The 15,657-nt window shown below is 62.5% G+C and carries 14 protein-coding genes and 1 other RNA gene; 8 read left to right on the forward strand and 7 right to left on the reverse strand.

Annotated elements, in window-relative coordinates; genetic code table 11:
- Both KZJ38_RS06375 and KZJ38_RS06380 read right to left on the reverse strand, forming a co-directional pair.
- Nucleotides 1-1,557: a formate dehydrogenase beta subunit gene (locus KZJ38_RS06375; RefSeq protein ID WP_219799284.1), complete on the reverse strand. Its 1,557-nt coding sequence runs from the start codon at nt 1,555-1,557 to the stop codon at nt 1-3.
- On the reverse strand, nt 1,554-2,102 hold the full coding sequence (locus tag KZJ38_RS06380; RefSeq protein WP_425518330.1) for an NAD(P)H-dependent oxidoreductase subunit E: 549 nt from the start codon (nt 2,100-2,102) through the stop codon (nt 1,554-1,556). Before KZJ38_RS06380 ends, KZJ38_RS06375 begins: the two co-directional genes overlap by 4 nt.
- Before the next feature lie 93 nt (nt 2,103-2,195).
- On the opposite strand from KZJ38_RS06380, the gene KZJ38_RS06385 reads away from it, so the two are divergent.
- Nucleotides 2,196-3,287, forward strand: a complete 1,092-nt coding sequence (locus KZJ38_RS06385; RefSeq protein ID WP_219799286.1) for a substrate-binding domain-containing protein — start codon at nt 2,196-2,198, stop codon at nt 3,285-3,287.
- A gap of 220 nt (nt 3,288-3,507) precedes the next feature.
- On the forward strand, nt 3,508-3,777 hold the full coding sequence (locus tag KZJ38_RS06390) for a hypothetical protein (RefSeq protein WP_219799287.1): 270 nt from the start codon (nt 3,508-3,510) through the stop codon (nt 3,775-3,777).
- A gap of 56 nt (nt 3,778-3,833) precedes the next feature.
- Here the strand turns inward: KZJ38_RS06390 and KZJ38_RS06395 are convergent, their stop codons facing one another.
- Nucleotides 3,834-4,193, reverse strand: coding sequence for a COG4315 family predicted lipoprotein (locus KZJ38_RS06395; protein ID WP_219799288.1), 360 nt, complete (start codon nt 4,191-4,193; stop codon nt 3,834-3,836).
- A gap of 389 nt (nt 4,194-4,582) precedes the next feature.
- Between KZJ38_RS06395 and KZJ38_RS36865 the strand changes: the two genes are divergently transcribed.
- The gene (locus tag KZJ38_RS36865; RefSeq protein WP_281425813.1) at nt 4,583-4,708 is read left to right on the forward strand and encodes a hypothetical protein; all 126 of its coding nucleotides are present in this window, start codon (nt 4,583-4,585) and stop codon (nt 4,706-4,708) included.
- Nucleotides 4,709-4,853: 145 nt separating this feature from the next.
- Here the strand turns inward: KZJ38_RS36865 and ssrA are convergent.
- From ssrA to ompA, 4 genes are all read right to left on the reverse strand, one after another.
- Nucleotides 4,854-5,223: a transfer-messenger RNA gene (gene ssrA, locus KZJ38_RS06400) on the reverse strand.
- Between the two features lie 175 nt (nt 5,224-5,398).
- The gene (locus tag KZJ38_RS06405; protein ID WP_219799289.1) at nt 5,399-6,112 is read right to left on the reverse strand and encodes an HAD family hydrolase; all 714 of its coding nucleotides are present in this window, start codon (nt 6,110-6,112) and stop codon (nt 5,399-5,401) included.
- 22 nt (nt 6,113-6,134) lie between these two features.
- A complete protein-coding gene (gene ubiG, locus KZJ38_RS06410; protein WP_219800145.1) occupies nt 6,135-6,833 on the reverse strand; it encodes a bifunctional 2-polyprenyl-6-hydroxyphenol methylase/3-demethylubiquinol 3-O-methyltransferase UbiG in 699 nt (232 codons plus the stop codon).
- A gap of 220 nt (nt 6,834-7,053) precedes the next feature.
- On the reverse strand, nt 7,054-7,701 hold the full coding sequence (gene ompA / locus KZJ38_RS06415; protein ID WP_219799290.1) for an outer membrane protein OmpA: 648 nt from the start codon (nt 7,699-7,701) through the stop codon (nt 7,054-7,056).
- A gap of 673 nt (nt 7,702-8,374) precedes the next feature.
- Here ompA and gyrA point away from each other — a divergent pair.
- From gyrA to hisC, 5 genes are all read left to right on the forward strand, one after another.
- Nucleotides 8,375-11,059, forward strand: coding sequence for a DNA gyrase subunit A (gene gyrA, locus KZJ38_RS06420; protein ID WP_219799291.1), 2,685 nt, complete (start codon nt 8,375-8,377; stop codon nt 11,057-11,059).
- A gap of 243 nt (nt 11,060-11,302) precedes the next feature.
- The gene (locus tag KZJ38_RS06425; RefSeq protein ID WP_219799292.1) at nt 11,303-11,932 is read left to right on the forward strand and encodes a DUF2059 domain-containing protein; all 630 of its coding nucleotides are present in this window, start codon (nt 11,303-11,305) and stop codon (nt 11,930-11,932) included.
- 172 nt (nt 11,933-12,104) lie between these two features.
- The gene (serC, locus tag KZJ38_RS06430; RefSeq protein ID WP_219799293.1) at nt 12,105-13,187 is read left to right on the forward strand and encodes a 3-phosphoserine/phosphohydroxythreonine transaminase; all 1,083 of its coding nucleotides are present in this window, start codon (nt 12,105-12,107) and stop codon (nt 13,185-13,187) included.
- A 57-nt stretch (nt 13,188-13,244) separates the two neighbouring features.
- On the forward strand, nt 13,245-14,327 hold the full coding sequence (gene pheA / locus KZJ38_RS06435) for a prephenate dehydratase (RefSeq protein ID WP_219799294.1): 1,083 nt from the start codon (nt 13,245-13,247) through the stop codon (nt 14,325-14,327).
- A 189-nt stretch (nt 14,328-14,516) separates the two neighbouring features.
- Nucleotides 14,517-15,629, forward strand: a complete 1,113-nt coding sequence (gene hisC / locus KZJ38_RS06440) for a histidinol-phosphate transaminase (RefSeq protein WP_219799295.1) — start codon at nt 14,517-14,519, stop codon at nt 15,627-15,629.
- Nucleotides 15,630-15,657: the final 28 nt, after the last annotated feature.

Genomic DNA, 15,657 nt, shown 5'->3' on the forward strand with positions numbered 1-15,657 from the left:
TCAAGCTGCCGCTTTCGGCGCGGTCGTGGCGAGACCGAAGTCTTCGGGGAAATGGTCGAGCGCGGAGACGACCGGGAAGGGCGTCATGCCGCCCATCGCGCACAGCGAACCGGACACCATCGTGTCGCAGAGGTCGCGCAGCAGTTGCACCTGCTTCGTCGACGTGTCGCCGTTGCGGATCCGCTGGATCACTTCGACGCCGCGCGTCGAACCGATCCGGCACGGTGTGCACTTGCCGCACGATTCGAGCGCGCAGAAGTGCATCGCGTATTGCGCGAGGTCGGCGAGGTTGGAGGTGTCGTCGTGAATCACGAGACCGCCGTGGCCGACCACGGCGCCGACCTTCGCGTATTCCTCATAGTCGAGCGGGATGTCCCACTGGCTTTCCGGCAGATACGTGCCGAGCGGGCCGCCCACCTGTACTGCGCGCGCCGGACGGCCGCTTGCGGTGCCGCCGCCGTAGTCGAACATCAGTTCGCGCAGCGTGCAGCCGAACGCGAGTTCGACGAGGCCACCTTGCTTCACATTGCCGGCAATCTGGAACGGCAGCGTGCCGCGCGAGCGGCCCATGCCGAAGTTCTTGTAGAACGCGGCGCCCTTCGCGAAGATGATCGGCACCGTCGCCAGCGTGATCACGTTGTTGATCACGGTCGGCTTGCCGAACAGACCGGCGAGTGCAGGCAGCGGCGGCTTCGCGCGCACGATGCCGCGCTTGCCTTCGAGCGATTCGAGCAGCGCCGTTTCCTCGCCGCACACATAGGCGCCGGCGCCTTTCGCGACGAACAGTTCGAAGCGGTGCTGCGAGCCGAGCACGCTGTCGCCGAGCCAGCCGGCCGCGCGCGCTTTTTCGATCGCGGCCTCGAGCGTCGTGATCGAATGCGGGTACTCGCTGCGCACATAGATATGGCCGACGGTCGCACCGGTCACGATGCCCGCGATGATCATGCCTTCGATCAGCACATACGGGTCGCTTTCCATCACGAGGCGGTCGGAGAACGTGCCCGAGTCGCCTTCGTCCGCATTGCAGACGATGTATTTCTGATCGGCCTTCGCGCCCAGCACGGTGCGCCATTTGATGCCGGCCGGGAACGCTGCGCCGCCGCGGCCGCGCAGGCCCGATTCGATCAGCGCTTCGCAGGCGGCCGCGCCTTCCATCGCCAGCGCGTTTTTCAGGCCTTCGATGCCGCCGTGCGCGACGTAGTCGTCGGTCGACAGCGGGTCGGTGATGCCGATGCGCGCGAACGTCAGGCGCTGCTGTTTCTTCAGATACGGGATTTCTTCGACGAGACCGACGTGCGTCGCATGCGCCTTGCCTTCGACGAAGCCGGCATCGAACAGCGCGGCGACATCGCTCGCTTCGACGTTCGCGTAGCCGACGCGGCCAGCGGGCGTTTCGACTTCGACGAGCGGTTCGAGATAGAGCAGACCGCGCGAACCGTTGCGGATCAGCTCGACCGGAACGCCGCGCTTGGCGGCTTCAGCGGTGATAGCAGCGGCGAGCTTGTCGGCGCCGAGCGCGAGTGCGGAAGAATCGCAGGGAACGTAGATACGCGTCATGCCGGTTGCTCCACTTGTTTCATCGCGGCGGCGAGCAGCATGTCGAACTTCTGCGGCGTGACCTTCGCGTGCAGTTCGCCGTTGATCATCATCGCCGGCGACAGCGCGCATTGACCGAGACAGTAGACCGATTCGAGCTCCACCGCGCTATCGTCGTGCGCGTGCTTCTGCGCATCGTGCTTGTGCGCGTCGAAATGGCAACCGGTGCGTCCTTCGATGTGCTTCGCAAGCGCCTCGGTGCCCATGCTGCGGCACGCTTCCGCGCGGCACAGCTGCACCGTGACCGGCGCGGCCGGCTGCTGGCGGAAGTGGTGGTAGTAGGTGATCACGCCGTGCACTTCGGCGCGCGACAGATTCATGGTGCGCGCGAGCGGCGCGACCGCGGCCGGCGGCACAAAGCCGACGTCGTCCTGAATCGCGTGCAGCACGGCCACGAGCGACATGCCCGGCCGTGCGTGACGCTGCACCAGATCTTCCGGCGCGATAGCGGTGGATGGTTCCACTGTGGGGGCTCCTCCAAAGTCAGATATGCACTTGTCATTCATAAAGTGTGCATCTATGCTTTGTTTGTTCAGTATGGATAGAGCGAACGATAGGCGTGTGAACTGCCTTTCGCAATAGGAACTAACGCGGCATATATGATCCGAATTGAATGTGAGGCGCAGCTGATTGTGCGCGACCAGGAAGGCCGAAGCACCAGCCTGACTGACGTCGTGCCGCTTCTGGCGCTTGTGGCGGAGACAGGCAGCATTGCGCAGGCGGCGGCCCTTAAGGGTTTGTCCTACCGTCATGCGTGGGGATTGCTGCGCAGCATCGAAACGCATCTCGGCGGCACGCTGATCGAAAAGGAGCGCGGACGCGGCTCCGTGCTGTCGGAGCTCGGCCATGCGGTGCTGCGCGGGCAGCGTCTGTGCGGCGAGCGGCTTGACGGCAATATGCAGGCGCTCGCCAGCGAAGTCGCCAGCGAATTGAACCGATGGCTGACGCCGCCGCGCGACGACGTGCGGATCCATGCTTCGCATGGCTATGCGGTTGCGGCGCTTGTCACGGCACTGGTCGCGGACGACGTATCGCTTGACATCAAGTATCGCGACAGTGCGGAAGCGATCGTCGCGCTCGCGCGCGGCGACTGCGACCTGGCCGGCTTTCATATGCCGCGCGGCGAGTTTCGCGAGGCCTTCAGCGAGAAGTACCGGCAGTGGCTCGATCCGATGCGTCACGTGCTGGTTCACCTGACGCGCCGCAAACAGGGGCTCTTTCTGGCGAAAGGCAATCCTAAGAAAATCGCGGGCCTCGCCGATCTGGCGCGCGAGGATATCCGCTTCGTCAACCGGCAGCCGGGGTCCGGCACGCGCATGCTGCTCGATCTCGCGTTGCGGCAGATCGGTGTCGATCCCGATCGTGTCAACGGCTATGCGTCGACCGAACTGACGCACTCGGCGATCGCGGCGTTCGTCGCGAGCGGGATGGCGGACATCGGCTTCGGCGTCGAGCCGGCCGCGCATCACTTCGGGCTCGACTTCGTGCCGGTCGTCGATGAGGACTATTACTTCGCGTGCGAGCGCGCGCGGCTCGAGCGCCTGCCGCTGGCGGCGGTCATCGAGGTGCTGCGCGGCGATGCGTTCCGGCAGCGCGTCGCGCAACTCGACGGCTACGATCCGCAGGAGTGCGGCAAGCTGGTCGAGCTCGATCAGGGGCTGACGAGCAGTGCCGTGGATGCGCAGGCGTGAGGGGAGGGATGCGCGATGGTACGTGTGCGGCAGTGGGCGGTTGAGGCCGCATGCGAACCTGGATGCAACTCCCAATATGCGACGGTGCGGAAGTAAGAGCGCGTAACAGCTGGATGTGGATCGGATGCGACCGGAAGGTGCGTCTGGCGGCACTTTGCGCTAATCTTTACAACTTCGTATTCCACGTCGTGCGCGGTTTATACGCCGCGCTGAGCCCACTATGAAATATCTGATTCAGACCATCGTTGCCGCCGCCTCGGCGGGCGCATTGCTCGCGACCGTTTCCGTCGCTTTCGCACAGAATTCGCCGGGCGTACCGGGCGGCATCCTGAATGACGATTTCCATTTCAAGGAACATCCGCAGATGCAATTCGCGGCGTCGGCGCCGACGAAGAAGTACCAGCGCGGCGCGCCGTCGGCACTGCGCAAACGCGGCGACAACGGCGACCCGGACGGCTGTAACCTGAAGTGCCCGGACGACCCGCAGTAAGCTGCGCCGCCGCCGGCATTCGGTCCGGCGGCGCCTCCTCTGATCTCAGCGTTGTATTACGGCTTCGCGATGTGCCATACGTCGCGGAAATTGTCGCCGGTCGTGTCACCGGGCTTCTTGTCGTCGGCGAAGCGATACAGCGGGTGACCCTTATAGACCCACTGCGGGACGCCGTCGGCGTTCTTGATGATCGTCCAGTCGCCTGTCGCCTTGTCGCCCGCGGCCGGCTGCGCGGCCGGCCACTTCTTCGAGCATGCGCCGCTGCAAGCGCTTTGGCCGGGCGTTGTGTCCTTGTCGAACGTGTACAGCGTGTACCCCTCTGAATCGACGAAGCGGCCATCTACTGCCTTCGGCACCTCGGCGAACGCCGTTTGCGAGAGTGCGACTGCGGCGATGAGAAGAAGAGTCTTGCGCATGATGCTGCTCCTGTTTTGAACGTTGTGTGCTGGAGTGTATGCATTGAACTACAAGCACGCGCTGGTTTTGCGGCGACGTGCGGGCAATAAACGAACGGTGGCGTGTGATTATTCCGGCCACCTCTCACTATAGTTCCCGATTAGCCGAGGGTTGAACCGTTGCGCATCATCTGCACGAGCGGAGTGTGATTGCCGGACGCTTCAGCCTGGTAGCCCTTATCGGTCCGGGAAAATTCTGCAGTTCATCAAGGTATTTTTGAATACCGTTAAATGACGCTAAACAGGATTTATTGCGATAAAAGCGGAGCTTATGATGGATACGGATCGTCATTACAGAAGTATTTTTGACGAGCCGAATTGATCTCAATCCATATTGGCGAGTATTTGAAATGCAGAAAATCGATCGTAACCAGCTCGTAAAATCCAGCGTTGCAGGCGGTTCCAACAAGGGCGGTACTTATTCGACGATGTTCGTCAACAATAACAATGTGATCCCGATCATCATGCGCCGCTAAGTATCGCGCTGCATCGAGGCGATGTGAAAACGGCCCCGAGAGGGGCCGTTTTGTCTGAATACCTAGGACGCCTGGGCGGCGCATGTTTTGTATCGCGTGCCGGAGACCAGAGAAACACACGCAAAAAAGACATACGAGAAAATTGTGGTGGAGACGGCGGGAATCGAACCCGCGTCCAGAAGCGCTCTACGACCAGTTCTACATGTTTAGTTCTGTCATTTGATTTAACCGGCGTGACGCGGACGAACACGCTGCACGACGGCGATTCACTAGATTTTCGACCCGGGCGTCGTGACGCCACCAAGGCTTAACTGACGTAAATGACCTCTGGCGGTATTGCTACCGGTCTTGCGACGCTAGCCCGTCAGTGAGCTAGGCAGAGGACGGCGGCCCTTAGGCTGCCAGTGCGAACGTATCGTCGTTTGCAGTTACGTTTTTCCCATTGATTAACGAGGTGACGGGTCCTCGACATGCCCTGACCGCTTCACAACCCCTGTCGAAACCAGGTCGCCCCCACGGTGGAGAAACCCACAACTGCGGGTCAGCAGCAATTTTACAATAGCCGGGGTGTCACGTCACCGACATATCGTCGCTCGAAGCGTCGCGGCAAATCTTTCCGGCAAATCGTTCCGTTGGTTCTGCCGATTTGCCACGGCGCTCGCGCCCGCTGGTTGTACTGCCAGGCTAGGCCTAGCTGATATCGCGCAACAGCTTCTGCAGTTCCGCCGGCGTCTGAACCACGTGTTTCGCGTGCCATTGCGTCGGCGGCAGGTCGGCGCCGCAATAACCATAGGCGGCGGCAACGGTGATCATGCCCGCGGCAAAACCCGCTTGCACATCGCGCAGATCGTCGCCGACATAGACGATACGCTCGGGCTGCAGATTCAGCTCTTTCGCGGCATGCAGCAGAGGCGCGGGATGCGGCTTCGAATGCGGCGTGGTATCGCCGCTGACCACGCAGCCCGCGCGCGTGTCGAGCCCCAGTTGCGCGACGAGCGGCTCGGTGAGCCGCGTCACCTTGTTCGTCACGATGCCCCAGCGTACGCCGCGCTCGTCGAGTTCATCGAGCAACTCGCTGATGCCGGGGAAGAGCGTGGTTTCGATGCAGAGATCGGCTTCGTAGTTGGCGAGAAACTCCTCGCGCATCGAGGCGAATTCGTGATCGGCCGGACCGACGCCGAAACCGCCTGCCAGCAGACCGCGCGCGCCGGCCGAAGCAAGCGGTCGCAGCTGCTCGAGCGGCACCATCTCGAGCCCGCGATCGACGCGCATCTTGTTGACCGCGGCGGCGAGGTCGGGAGCAGTGTCGGCAAGCGTGCCGTCGAGGTCGAACAGGATGCCCTGGCAAAGGCCGAGCGACGTGTCGTCGTCTTCGCGTTGCGGCAGAGGAGTGGGATCGCTCATGAAGGTGCGGGGCAGAAGTTGATCAGGCGTCGCGGCGGCAGGCGAGCATGTAGTTGACGCTCGTGTCCGTGGCCAACGCGAAGCGCTTGCCGATCGGGTGATAGACGACGCCCTTGATTTCGACCGTGGTCAGGCCCGCGGCACGCACGAAGCCGGCCAGTTCGGAAGGACGGATAAAGCGCGCGTAGTCGTGCGTGCCACGTGGCAGCATCCGCGCGATGTACTCGGCGCCGATCACCGCGAACAGATACGACTTCACGTTGCGGTTCAGCGTCGAGAAGAACACCCAGCCGCCCGGCTTCACGAGCGTCTTGCAGGCAGCGACGATTTGCGAGGGGTCCGGCACGTGTTCGAGCATTTCCATGCAGGTCACGACGTCGAAGCTCGCCGGATCGCGTGCAGCCAGCGCTTCCGCGGCGATTTCTTCGTATTCGACGTTTACGCCGCTTTCGAGGCTGTGCAGATCGGCAACGCCGAGCGCTTCGTGTGACAGGTCGATGCCCTTCGCCGATGCGCCAAGGTTGGCCATCGATTCCGTCAGAATGCCGCCGCCGCAGCCGATGTCGAGCACGCGTTTGCCGCCGAGGCGCGCGTGCTCGTCGATCCAGCCAAGCCGCACCGGGTTCAGTTCGTGAAGGGGTTTGAATTCGGCATTAGGGTCCCACCACCGGTGCGCGAGATCGCTGAATTTCTGCAGTTCGTGGGGATCGGCATTGGTCATGTTCATGCGGCCTTGATGGCGGATGAGCAGGGCAACGAGGTCGAGCCCTGAGTATACAGGTCACCGCCAGGCGCGGCAAAAGCGCGGCCGGCACGCCGCTGGCCGCGTAGGACAGCGGCTATATGCGGTCGAGCGGACTTCGGTCTGGTTGCGGTGAGCTTCACGGTGGATAAAAAAAGCCCCGCCATGGCGGGGCTTTGATACTGCGGTATTTTGACGCTTACTGCTTCGAAGTACCGACAACTTCGACTTCCACGCGGCGATCCGGTGCGAGGCAGGCGATAAGTTGCTTGCGGTTCTTCTGGTTGCAACCGTGCGTGACCGGGTCGCGCTTGCCCTTGCCTTCCGTGTAGATACGGTTGGCTTCGATGCCCTTGCTGACGAGGTATGCCTTCACAGCTTGAGCACGACGCAGCGACAGACGGTCGTTGTACTTGTCGGAACCGATGCGGTCGGTGTAGCCCGTTGCGACGACCACTTCGAGGTTCAGGCCCTGGATCTTCGCTGCGAGGTCATCCAGCTTTTCCTTGCCGGCCGGCTTCAGGACAGCCTTGTCGAAGTCGAACAGCGTGTCAGCCTGATACGTAATCTTCTGGCTCGTGATGGCCGGAGCGACCGGTGCCGGTGCCGGCGGGGTCGGAGCCTGTGCGACGAGTGCGCCGTCGCACTTTGCGTTAGCCGTTGCCGGCGTCCAGAACGCGTCGCGCCAGCAAAGCTCGTTCGTGCCGTTCATCCACACGTATTCGCCGGTGCCGTTCACCCAGTTATCGTTCACTGCCTGTCGCGAGGCCGGCACCGATTGCGCCGACGCCGATGCAGCCATTACTGCGGTAGCTGCAATGAACGCGAGCTTTGAAAGTTTATTCATATTTCTCCTCTCGAAATTGAGATTACCGCAGGTTTACTGCGAGCCTGTTGACTGTAGACACGTCATACATTGCTCGGAGTATAACATCGGTGCGGAACAAAAGACGCGCTGACTAGACTTCGAGCAGTGTCTAACTTTGTGCGTTGGCATTTTGCCATATCGTTCCCTTCCGACGATAAAAAAATCCCTCCCCTATATCCAGCCTCGTTCGAATGTGGTGCATGCGCAACAGAAGCCGCACGGGGCCTGGCGCGGCATCAGACGGGAGCAGGAAACGGGCCTGGGGGACCAAAAAACGAGCTTGCAAACACACTGCAAATGCGACGCCAGGAGCCGCTGGCTTGCGATCCGCTAATAGGTATACGCAGAGGCCTCCGCGGGTCGGCAGGCGCGGATGCGCCGCATGATAGAATCGCGTGATGCGCTGAGATCGCAGCGCCGCCGCGGGGCGCAATCTTTCGGCTTCATTCCGGAATCTTTGCCAAACGTTACCGGTTAACTACCTGCCGGGTGTTCCGGATATTCCCGGGCGCCTCGACAGAAATGTGAACTCCGGGCGTGAGGCGGGGAACGTGAAGCGGGAAACATGAAACCGGAACGGGAACGATGGTCAGCGAACTTTACCGCCGGCCCGAACCCATTGCACCGCAAGTGCAAGTAAACGAAACGGACAATGGATCAATTCGCCAAAGAGACTCTGCCAATCTCCCTCGAGGAGGAAATGCGCCGCTCGTACATCGAGTACGCGATGAGCGTGATCGTGGGGCGCGCACTTCCCGATGTCCGCGACGGACTGAAGCCGGTGCACCGCCGCGTGCTCTTCGCGATGCACGAGCTGAACAACGACTGGAACCGCGCGTACAAGAAGTCGGCGCGTATTGTCGGCGACGTCATCGGTAAATATCACCCCCACGGCGATACCGCGGTCTACGACACGATCGTCCGGATGGCGCAGGATTTCTCGCTGCGCTACATGCTCGTCGACGGGCAGGGCAATTTCGGTTCGGTCGACGGCGACAACGCCGCGGCGATGCGGTACACCGAAATCCGTATGGCGAAGATCGGCCACGAGCTGCTCGCCGACATCGATAAGGAAACCGTCGATTTCCAGCCGAACTACGACGGTAGCGAAAACGAGCCGGCCATTCTGCCGGCGCGCATCCCGAATCTGCTGATCAACGGCTCGTCCGGCATCGCGGTCGGGATGGCCACCAATATCCCGCCGCACAACCTCAACGAAATCGTCGATGCCTGCCTGCATCTGCTGAAGAACCCGGAAGCGACGATCGACGAGCTGATCGAGATCGTGCCGGCGCCGGACTTCCCGACGGCCGGCATCATTTACGGTGTCTCGGGCGTGCGCGACGGCTATCGCACGGGCCGTGGCCGCGTCGTGATGCGCGCGCTCACGCATTTCGAGGAAATCGACCGCGGTCAGCGCATGGCGATTATCGTCGACGAGCTGCCGTATCAGGTGAACAAGCGGTCGCTCCTCGAGCGCATCGCCGAGCTCGTCAACGAGAAGAAGCTCGAAGGCATTTCCGACATTCGCGACGAGTCCGACAAGAGCGGCATGCGCGTCGTGATCGAGCTGAAGCGCGGCGAAGTGCCCGAGGTCATTCTCAATAATCTGTACAAGGCGACGCAGCTGCAGGATACGTTCGGCATGAACATGGTCGCGCTCGTCGACGGCCAGCCGAAGCTGCTGAACCTGAAGGAAATGCTCACGCATTTCCTGGCGCATCGCCGCGAAGTGCTGACGCGGCGCACGATCTACGAACTGCGTAAGGCGCGCGAACGCGGCCACGTGCTCGAAGGTCTGGCGGTCGCGCTCGCGAACATCGACGAGTTCATCAACATCATCAAGGCCGCGCCGACGCCGCCGATCGCGAAGCAGGAGTTGATGGCCCGCTCGTGGGATTCGTCGCTCGTTCGCGAGATGCTGCAGCGCGCGGAAACCGAAAACGCGTCAGCAGGCGGCCGCGAGGCTTACCGTCCGGAAGGGCTGAACCCGACGTTCGGCATGCAGGGCGACGGGCTGTACCGGCTGTCGGATACGCAGGCGCAGGAAATCCTGCAGATGCGGCTGCAACGCCTCACGGGTCTCGAGCAGGACAAGATCATCGGCGAGTATCGCGAGGTGATGGCGCAGATCGCCGATCTGCTCGACATCCTCGCGAGGCCGGAGCGCATTGCGGCGATTATCGTCGACGAACTTACGTCGATCAGGAGCGAATTCGGTGACGCGCGCCGCTCGAAGATCGAGATGAACGCCACCGAGCTGAACACCGAAGACCTGATCACGCCGCAGGACATGGTCGTCACGATGTCGCACGCCGGGTACGTGAAATCGCAGCCGTTGTCGGAATATCGCGCCCAGAAGCGCGGAGGTCGCGGCAAACAGGCGACGTCGATGAAGGAAGACGACTGGATCGACTCGCTCTTCATCGCGAACACGCACGACCACATCCTGTGCTTCTCGAACCGCGGCCGCGTCTACTGGGTGAAGGTTTATGAAGTGCCGCAGGGCTCGCGCAATTCGCGCGGCCGGCCGATCGTCAATATGTTCCCGCTGCAGGAAGGCGAGAAGATCACGGTCGTGCTGCCGGTCAAGGAGTTTTCGGCCGACAAGTACGTGTTCATGGCGACCGCACTCGGCACGGTCAAGAAAACGCCGCTCGAGCAGTTCAGCCGTCCGCTGCGCAAGGGTATTATCGCGGTCGGCCTCGACGACGGCGACTACCTGATCGGCGCGGCAATCACGGACGGCGAGCACGACGTGATGCTGTTCTCCGATTCGGGCAAGGCGGTGCGCTTCGACGAAAACGATGTCCGGCCGATGGGTCGCGAAGCGCGCGGCGTACGCGGCATGCAACTTGACGAAGGGCAGCGGGTCATCGCCCTCCTCGTTGCGGGCGATGAAACGGAGTCGGTGCTGACCGCGACCGAGAATGGGTACGGCAAGCGTACGCCGATCACCGAGTACACGCGCCATGGCCGCGGCACGAAGGGCATGATTGCGATCCAGACGTCGGAGCGTAACGGCAAGGTGGTCGCCGCGACGCTGGTCGATCCGGAAGCGCAGATCATGTTGATCACCGATACCGGCGTGTTGATCCGCACGCGTGTGTCGGAGATCCGTGAAATGGGCCGTGCGACGCAAGGTGTTACACTCATCAGCCTTGATGAGGGCACGAAGCTGTCGGGTCTGCAGCATATCGCCGAGGCGGAAGCAGACGTAGACGGCGACGCTGACGGTACGAACGGCGGCGTGGCCGGCAGCGCGGCGAACGGCGAAGCCGACGAAGGCGGCGGCAACGGCGATGACGGTTCAGACGACGGCAGCGTATCAAGCTAAACCCGGAAGCTGAACACGGAAGCTAAACCCGGAGCCAAGCCGCGGAACCGACCTGCACATTTGGGTGGGGCCGCGGCTGAACTTGAACTACCGGCCGAGCTGCGAGTCGACCCCCCGGTCTGGCCTGCACGGATGCTTTCCTCGTAACGAGTATGAACCGCACGGGCGTGAGCCCGCGCATCGGATGGGCCGATGCGCGATCCGCGCGGCGGGCATGTAACCCATTTCTTTCAGGGAGTAGTGATGCAAAAACGATTCAAACTGTGGATGATGCTGGCCGCTTTCGTGCCGACCTTCGCGATGGCGCAGGCGCTGCAGAATCAGCAGCCGGCACCGGGCGCAGCCGCTCCCGCAGCGCCGGCAGCCGCGCCGATCGATCCGGCCAAGCAGGCCGCGATCAAGAACCTGCTTGACGCAATCGACGCGCAAAAGCTCGTCGGTGCGATCGGCAACAGCGCGCAGATGCAGGCGAAGCAGCTCGTGCCGGCCATCCTGTCGGACGCGCTGTCTGAAAACAAGACGATGACGGACAAGCAGAAGCAGGCATCGGTGCCGACGCTGCAGAAGAATGCTGTGCCGAAGCTTGTCGACTCCGCAGGCCAGGTGTTCGCGACGGACTCGTTCCGCCAGGACGCGATGCAGGCGCAGTACGACGCGTACGCGAAGTACTACACGACGGCTGAAATCAACGACCTGACCGCGTTCTACAAGAGCCCGACGGGCCGCAAGTTCATCCAGGTGCAAGACCAGGTGGGCCGCGACGTCGTGAACGGTCTGATGCAGAAGTACATGCCGCAATCGATCAAGGCAACGCGCGATCAGGCGGACAAGGAAGTCGCATCGGTTTCCTCGGCCAAGCCGGGCGCCAAGTAAGCCCAGGCGAGCTTATTGGGCTCATAGGCTCAGCTGACGCCGCCGCCGGAATGGCGGGTTCCCGGCGTCGATGCGATAATGGCCGTTTGCGCGAGCGCGCAGACGGCCATTCTCTTTTTGGGCGCGAATCCGGTCTTTTATGCTCCGCGCGCCTGCTTCCGGAACTCTCACGATGCGCGTCTTCAATTTCTCCGCCGGCCCTGCCGCCTTGCCCGAAGAAGTGCTGCGTCAAGCGGCCGACGAAATGCTCGACTGGCACGGCAGCGGCATGAGCGTGATGGAAATGAGCCATCGCGGCAAAGAGTTCATGGCGATCCACGACGAGGCGCTTGCCGATCTGCACGAGTTGCTCGCGATTCCGTCGAGCCATCAGATCCTGTTGCTGCAGGGTGGTGGTATTGGCGAAAACGCGATCGTGCCGATGAACCTGTTCGGCACGAAGCCGCGCGCCGATTTTGTGATCACCGGTTCGTGGTCGCAAAAGTCGCAGAAGGAAGCGAGCAAGTACGGCAGCGCGCACATTGCGGCGAGCGGCCAGACAGCGGACGGCTTCACGCGTGCGCCGGCGCGCGCCGAATGGCAGTTGTCCGACGATCCCGCTTACGTGCATCTGTGCACGAACGAAACGATCCACGGTGTCGAGACGTTCGACATTCCCGATCTCGGCGATATTCCGCTCGTCGCCGATGCGTCGTCGCATATCCTGTCGCGCCCGATGGACGTCGCGAAGTACGGCGTGCTGTTCGGCGGCGCGCAGAAGAATATCGGCATCGCGGGCGTGACGGTCGTGATCGTCCGCGAGGATCTGCTCGATCGCGCGATGCCGATCTGTCCGTCGGCGTTCGAATGGAAGACGGTCGCGCTCAACAATTCGATGTACAACACGCCGCCCACCTACGCGATCTATATCGCCGGGCTCGTGTTCAAGTGGTTGAAGAAGCTCGGCGGCTTGCCCGCGATCGAAGCGCGCAATGTCGAAAAAGCGAAGTTGCTGTACGACACGATCGACACCAGCAGCTTCTATCTGAACAAGGTCGAACGTGGCGCGCGGTCGCGGATGAACGTACCGTTCTTCCTCGCCGACGAATCGCGCAACGAAGCATTCCTGGCCGGCGCTAAAGCGCGCGGGCTGGTGCAGCTGAAGGGCCACAAGTCCGTCGGCGGCATGCGGGCGTCAATCTACAACGCGGTGCCGCTCGAAGGCGTCAAGGCGCTGGTCGAGTACATGAAAGAGTTTGAACGGAAGGGCGCGTGACCGAAACTCCGGTTTTCGCGCACGCATGGGACGATACAGCCGTGGCAAGTCACTAGCATGGACGACGAACTTAACTCACGACTCAAACCGCTGCGCGAGCGCATCGATGCGCTCGACGCGCAGTTGATCGCGCTGCTCAATCAGCGCGCCGCGGTCGCGCTCGAAGTGGGCGAGGTCAAAAAGCATTTCAACGCACCAGTGTTCCGCCCGGAACGCGAGCAGCAGGTCATCGCGCGGTTGCAGGAGATGAGCGACGGACCGCTCGGCGGCGAGCATATCAGTGCCATCTGGCGCGAGATCATGGCCGCGAGCCGCGCGCTCGAAAAGAACATTCAGGTCGCGTTTCTCGGGCCGGTCGGCACGTACAGCGAGCAGGCGATGCACGAGTACTTCGGTCAGTCGATCGAAGGGCTCGCGTGTCCGTCGATCGACGAGGTGTTCCGCTCCGTTGAAGCGGGCGCCGCGGAATTCGGCGCCGTGCCGATCGAGAATTCGACCGAAGGGGCGGTGTCGCGCACGCTCGATCTGCTGCTCGAAACGCAGCTGCTGATCGGCGGCGAACTCGCGCTGCCGATCCATCACAACCTGATGACGCAAAGCGGCGATCTGACCGGCATCAAGCGCGTGTGTGCGCATCCGCAGGCGCTCGCGCAATGTCAGCGCTGGCTGGCCACGCATGCTCCGCATCTCGAGCGCCAGTCCGTGTCGAGCAACGCGGAAGGCGCGCGGCTTGCGGCGGCGGACCCGACGGTCGCGGCGATCGCCGGCGACCGCGCGGCGACGCAATACGGCCTGCAGATCGCGTACTCGCTGATCCAGGACGACCCGCACAACCGCACGCGCTTCGTGATGATCGGCAAGCAGCCGACTGGGCCGAGCGGCTACGACAAGACGTCGCTGATCGTGTCGGTGGCGAACGAGCCGGGCGCGATGTTCAAGCTGCTCGAGCCGCTCGCGCGCCACGGCGTGTCGATGACGCGATTCGAGTCGCGCCCGGCGCGCGTCGGCACGTGGGAGTACTACTTCTATATCGATCTCGAAGGCCATCGCGACGATCCGTCGGTTTCGGCGGCGCTTATCGAGCTCGATCAGAAAGCGGCGTTCCTGAAGATTCTGGGCTCGTATCCGCGCGCACGCTAGACGGCTCACGACTCATCGTTCGAGCGCGCGAAAGCGGCAAGGCGAGGCAAACGCCGATTCGCGCGCTGACGTATCTGCCAGGCTCGGATCACCAATACGGGCGCCGGCAGATCAGCAACATCGGGAAGGCGCCCACGCTGCGCCTCCCCCTTCATACAGATAGTCGACTCGTCGACCCGGAGATACCACATGACTACGACCTACGGCCCTTCTTACGTGCGCGCGATTGCACCTTACGTCGCCGGCAAGCCGATTTCGGAAGTCGCGCGTCAGTTCGGTCTCGACGAAGCCCGTATCGTCAAGCTCGCGTCGAATGAAAATCCGCTCGGCATGCCGGAGTCAGCGCAGCGCGCGATGGCGCAGGCGGCGAGCGAACTCGGCCGTTACCCCGATTCGAATGCGTTCGAATTGAAAGAAGCGCTGTCTGCGTATTACGGCGTGCCGGCCGAATGGGTCACGCTCGGCAACGGCAGCAACGACATTCTCGAACTCGCCGCGCATGCATTCGTCGAGAAGAGCCAGTCGGTCGTGTACTCGCAGTACTCGTTCGCGGTCTATGCGCTGGCGACGCAAGGCCTTGGCGCGCGCGCGATCGTCGTGCCGGCCGTCAAATACGGCCACGATCTGGATGCGATGCTCGCGGCGATTGCCGACGATACGCGCCTCGTGTTCGTCGCGAACCCGAACAACCCGACTGGCACCTTCGTCGACGGTCCGACGCTCGAGGCGTTCCTCGACAAGGTGCCGCGCCATGTGGTGGTCGTGCTCGACGAGGCTTACACGGAATACCTGTCGGCGGAGAACCGTTATGACTCGATCGGATGGGTGCGCCGTTATCCGAACCTGCTCGTATCGCGCACGTTCTCGAAGGCATTCGGCCTCGCGGGCTTGCGTGTCGGTTTTGCGATCGCGCAGCCTGAGCTGACCGATCTGCTAAATCGCCTGCGCCAGCCTTTCAACGTGAATACGCTTGCGCAGGCCGCCGCTGTCGCGGCGCTCAACGACAAGCCGTTCCTCGAAAAGAGCGCGGCGCTCAACGCACAGGGTTACCGGCGCCTCACCGAGGCTTTCGACAAGCTCGGCCTCGAGTACGTGCCGTCGCATGGCAATTTCGTGCTCGTGCGGGTCGGCAAGGACGACAGCGCCGGCGATCGCGTCAATCTGGAACTGCTGAAGCAGGGCGTGATCGTGCGTCCGGTCGGGAGCTACGGTTTGCCGCAATGGCTGCGCGTGACGGTCGGCCTTCCGGAAGAAAACGAAGCATTTCTCGCGGCGCTCGAAAAGACGCTTGCTTCCGTCTGAGCGATTGACTCCGATCCGCGCGCCGGCT

The sequence above is a fragment of the Paraburkholderia edwinii genome, from assembly GCF_019428685.1.
GTDB classification, from domain to species: domain Bacteria; phylum Pseudomonadota; class Gammaproteobacteria; order Burkholderiales; family Burkholderiaceae; genus Paraburkholderia; species Paraburkholderia edwinii.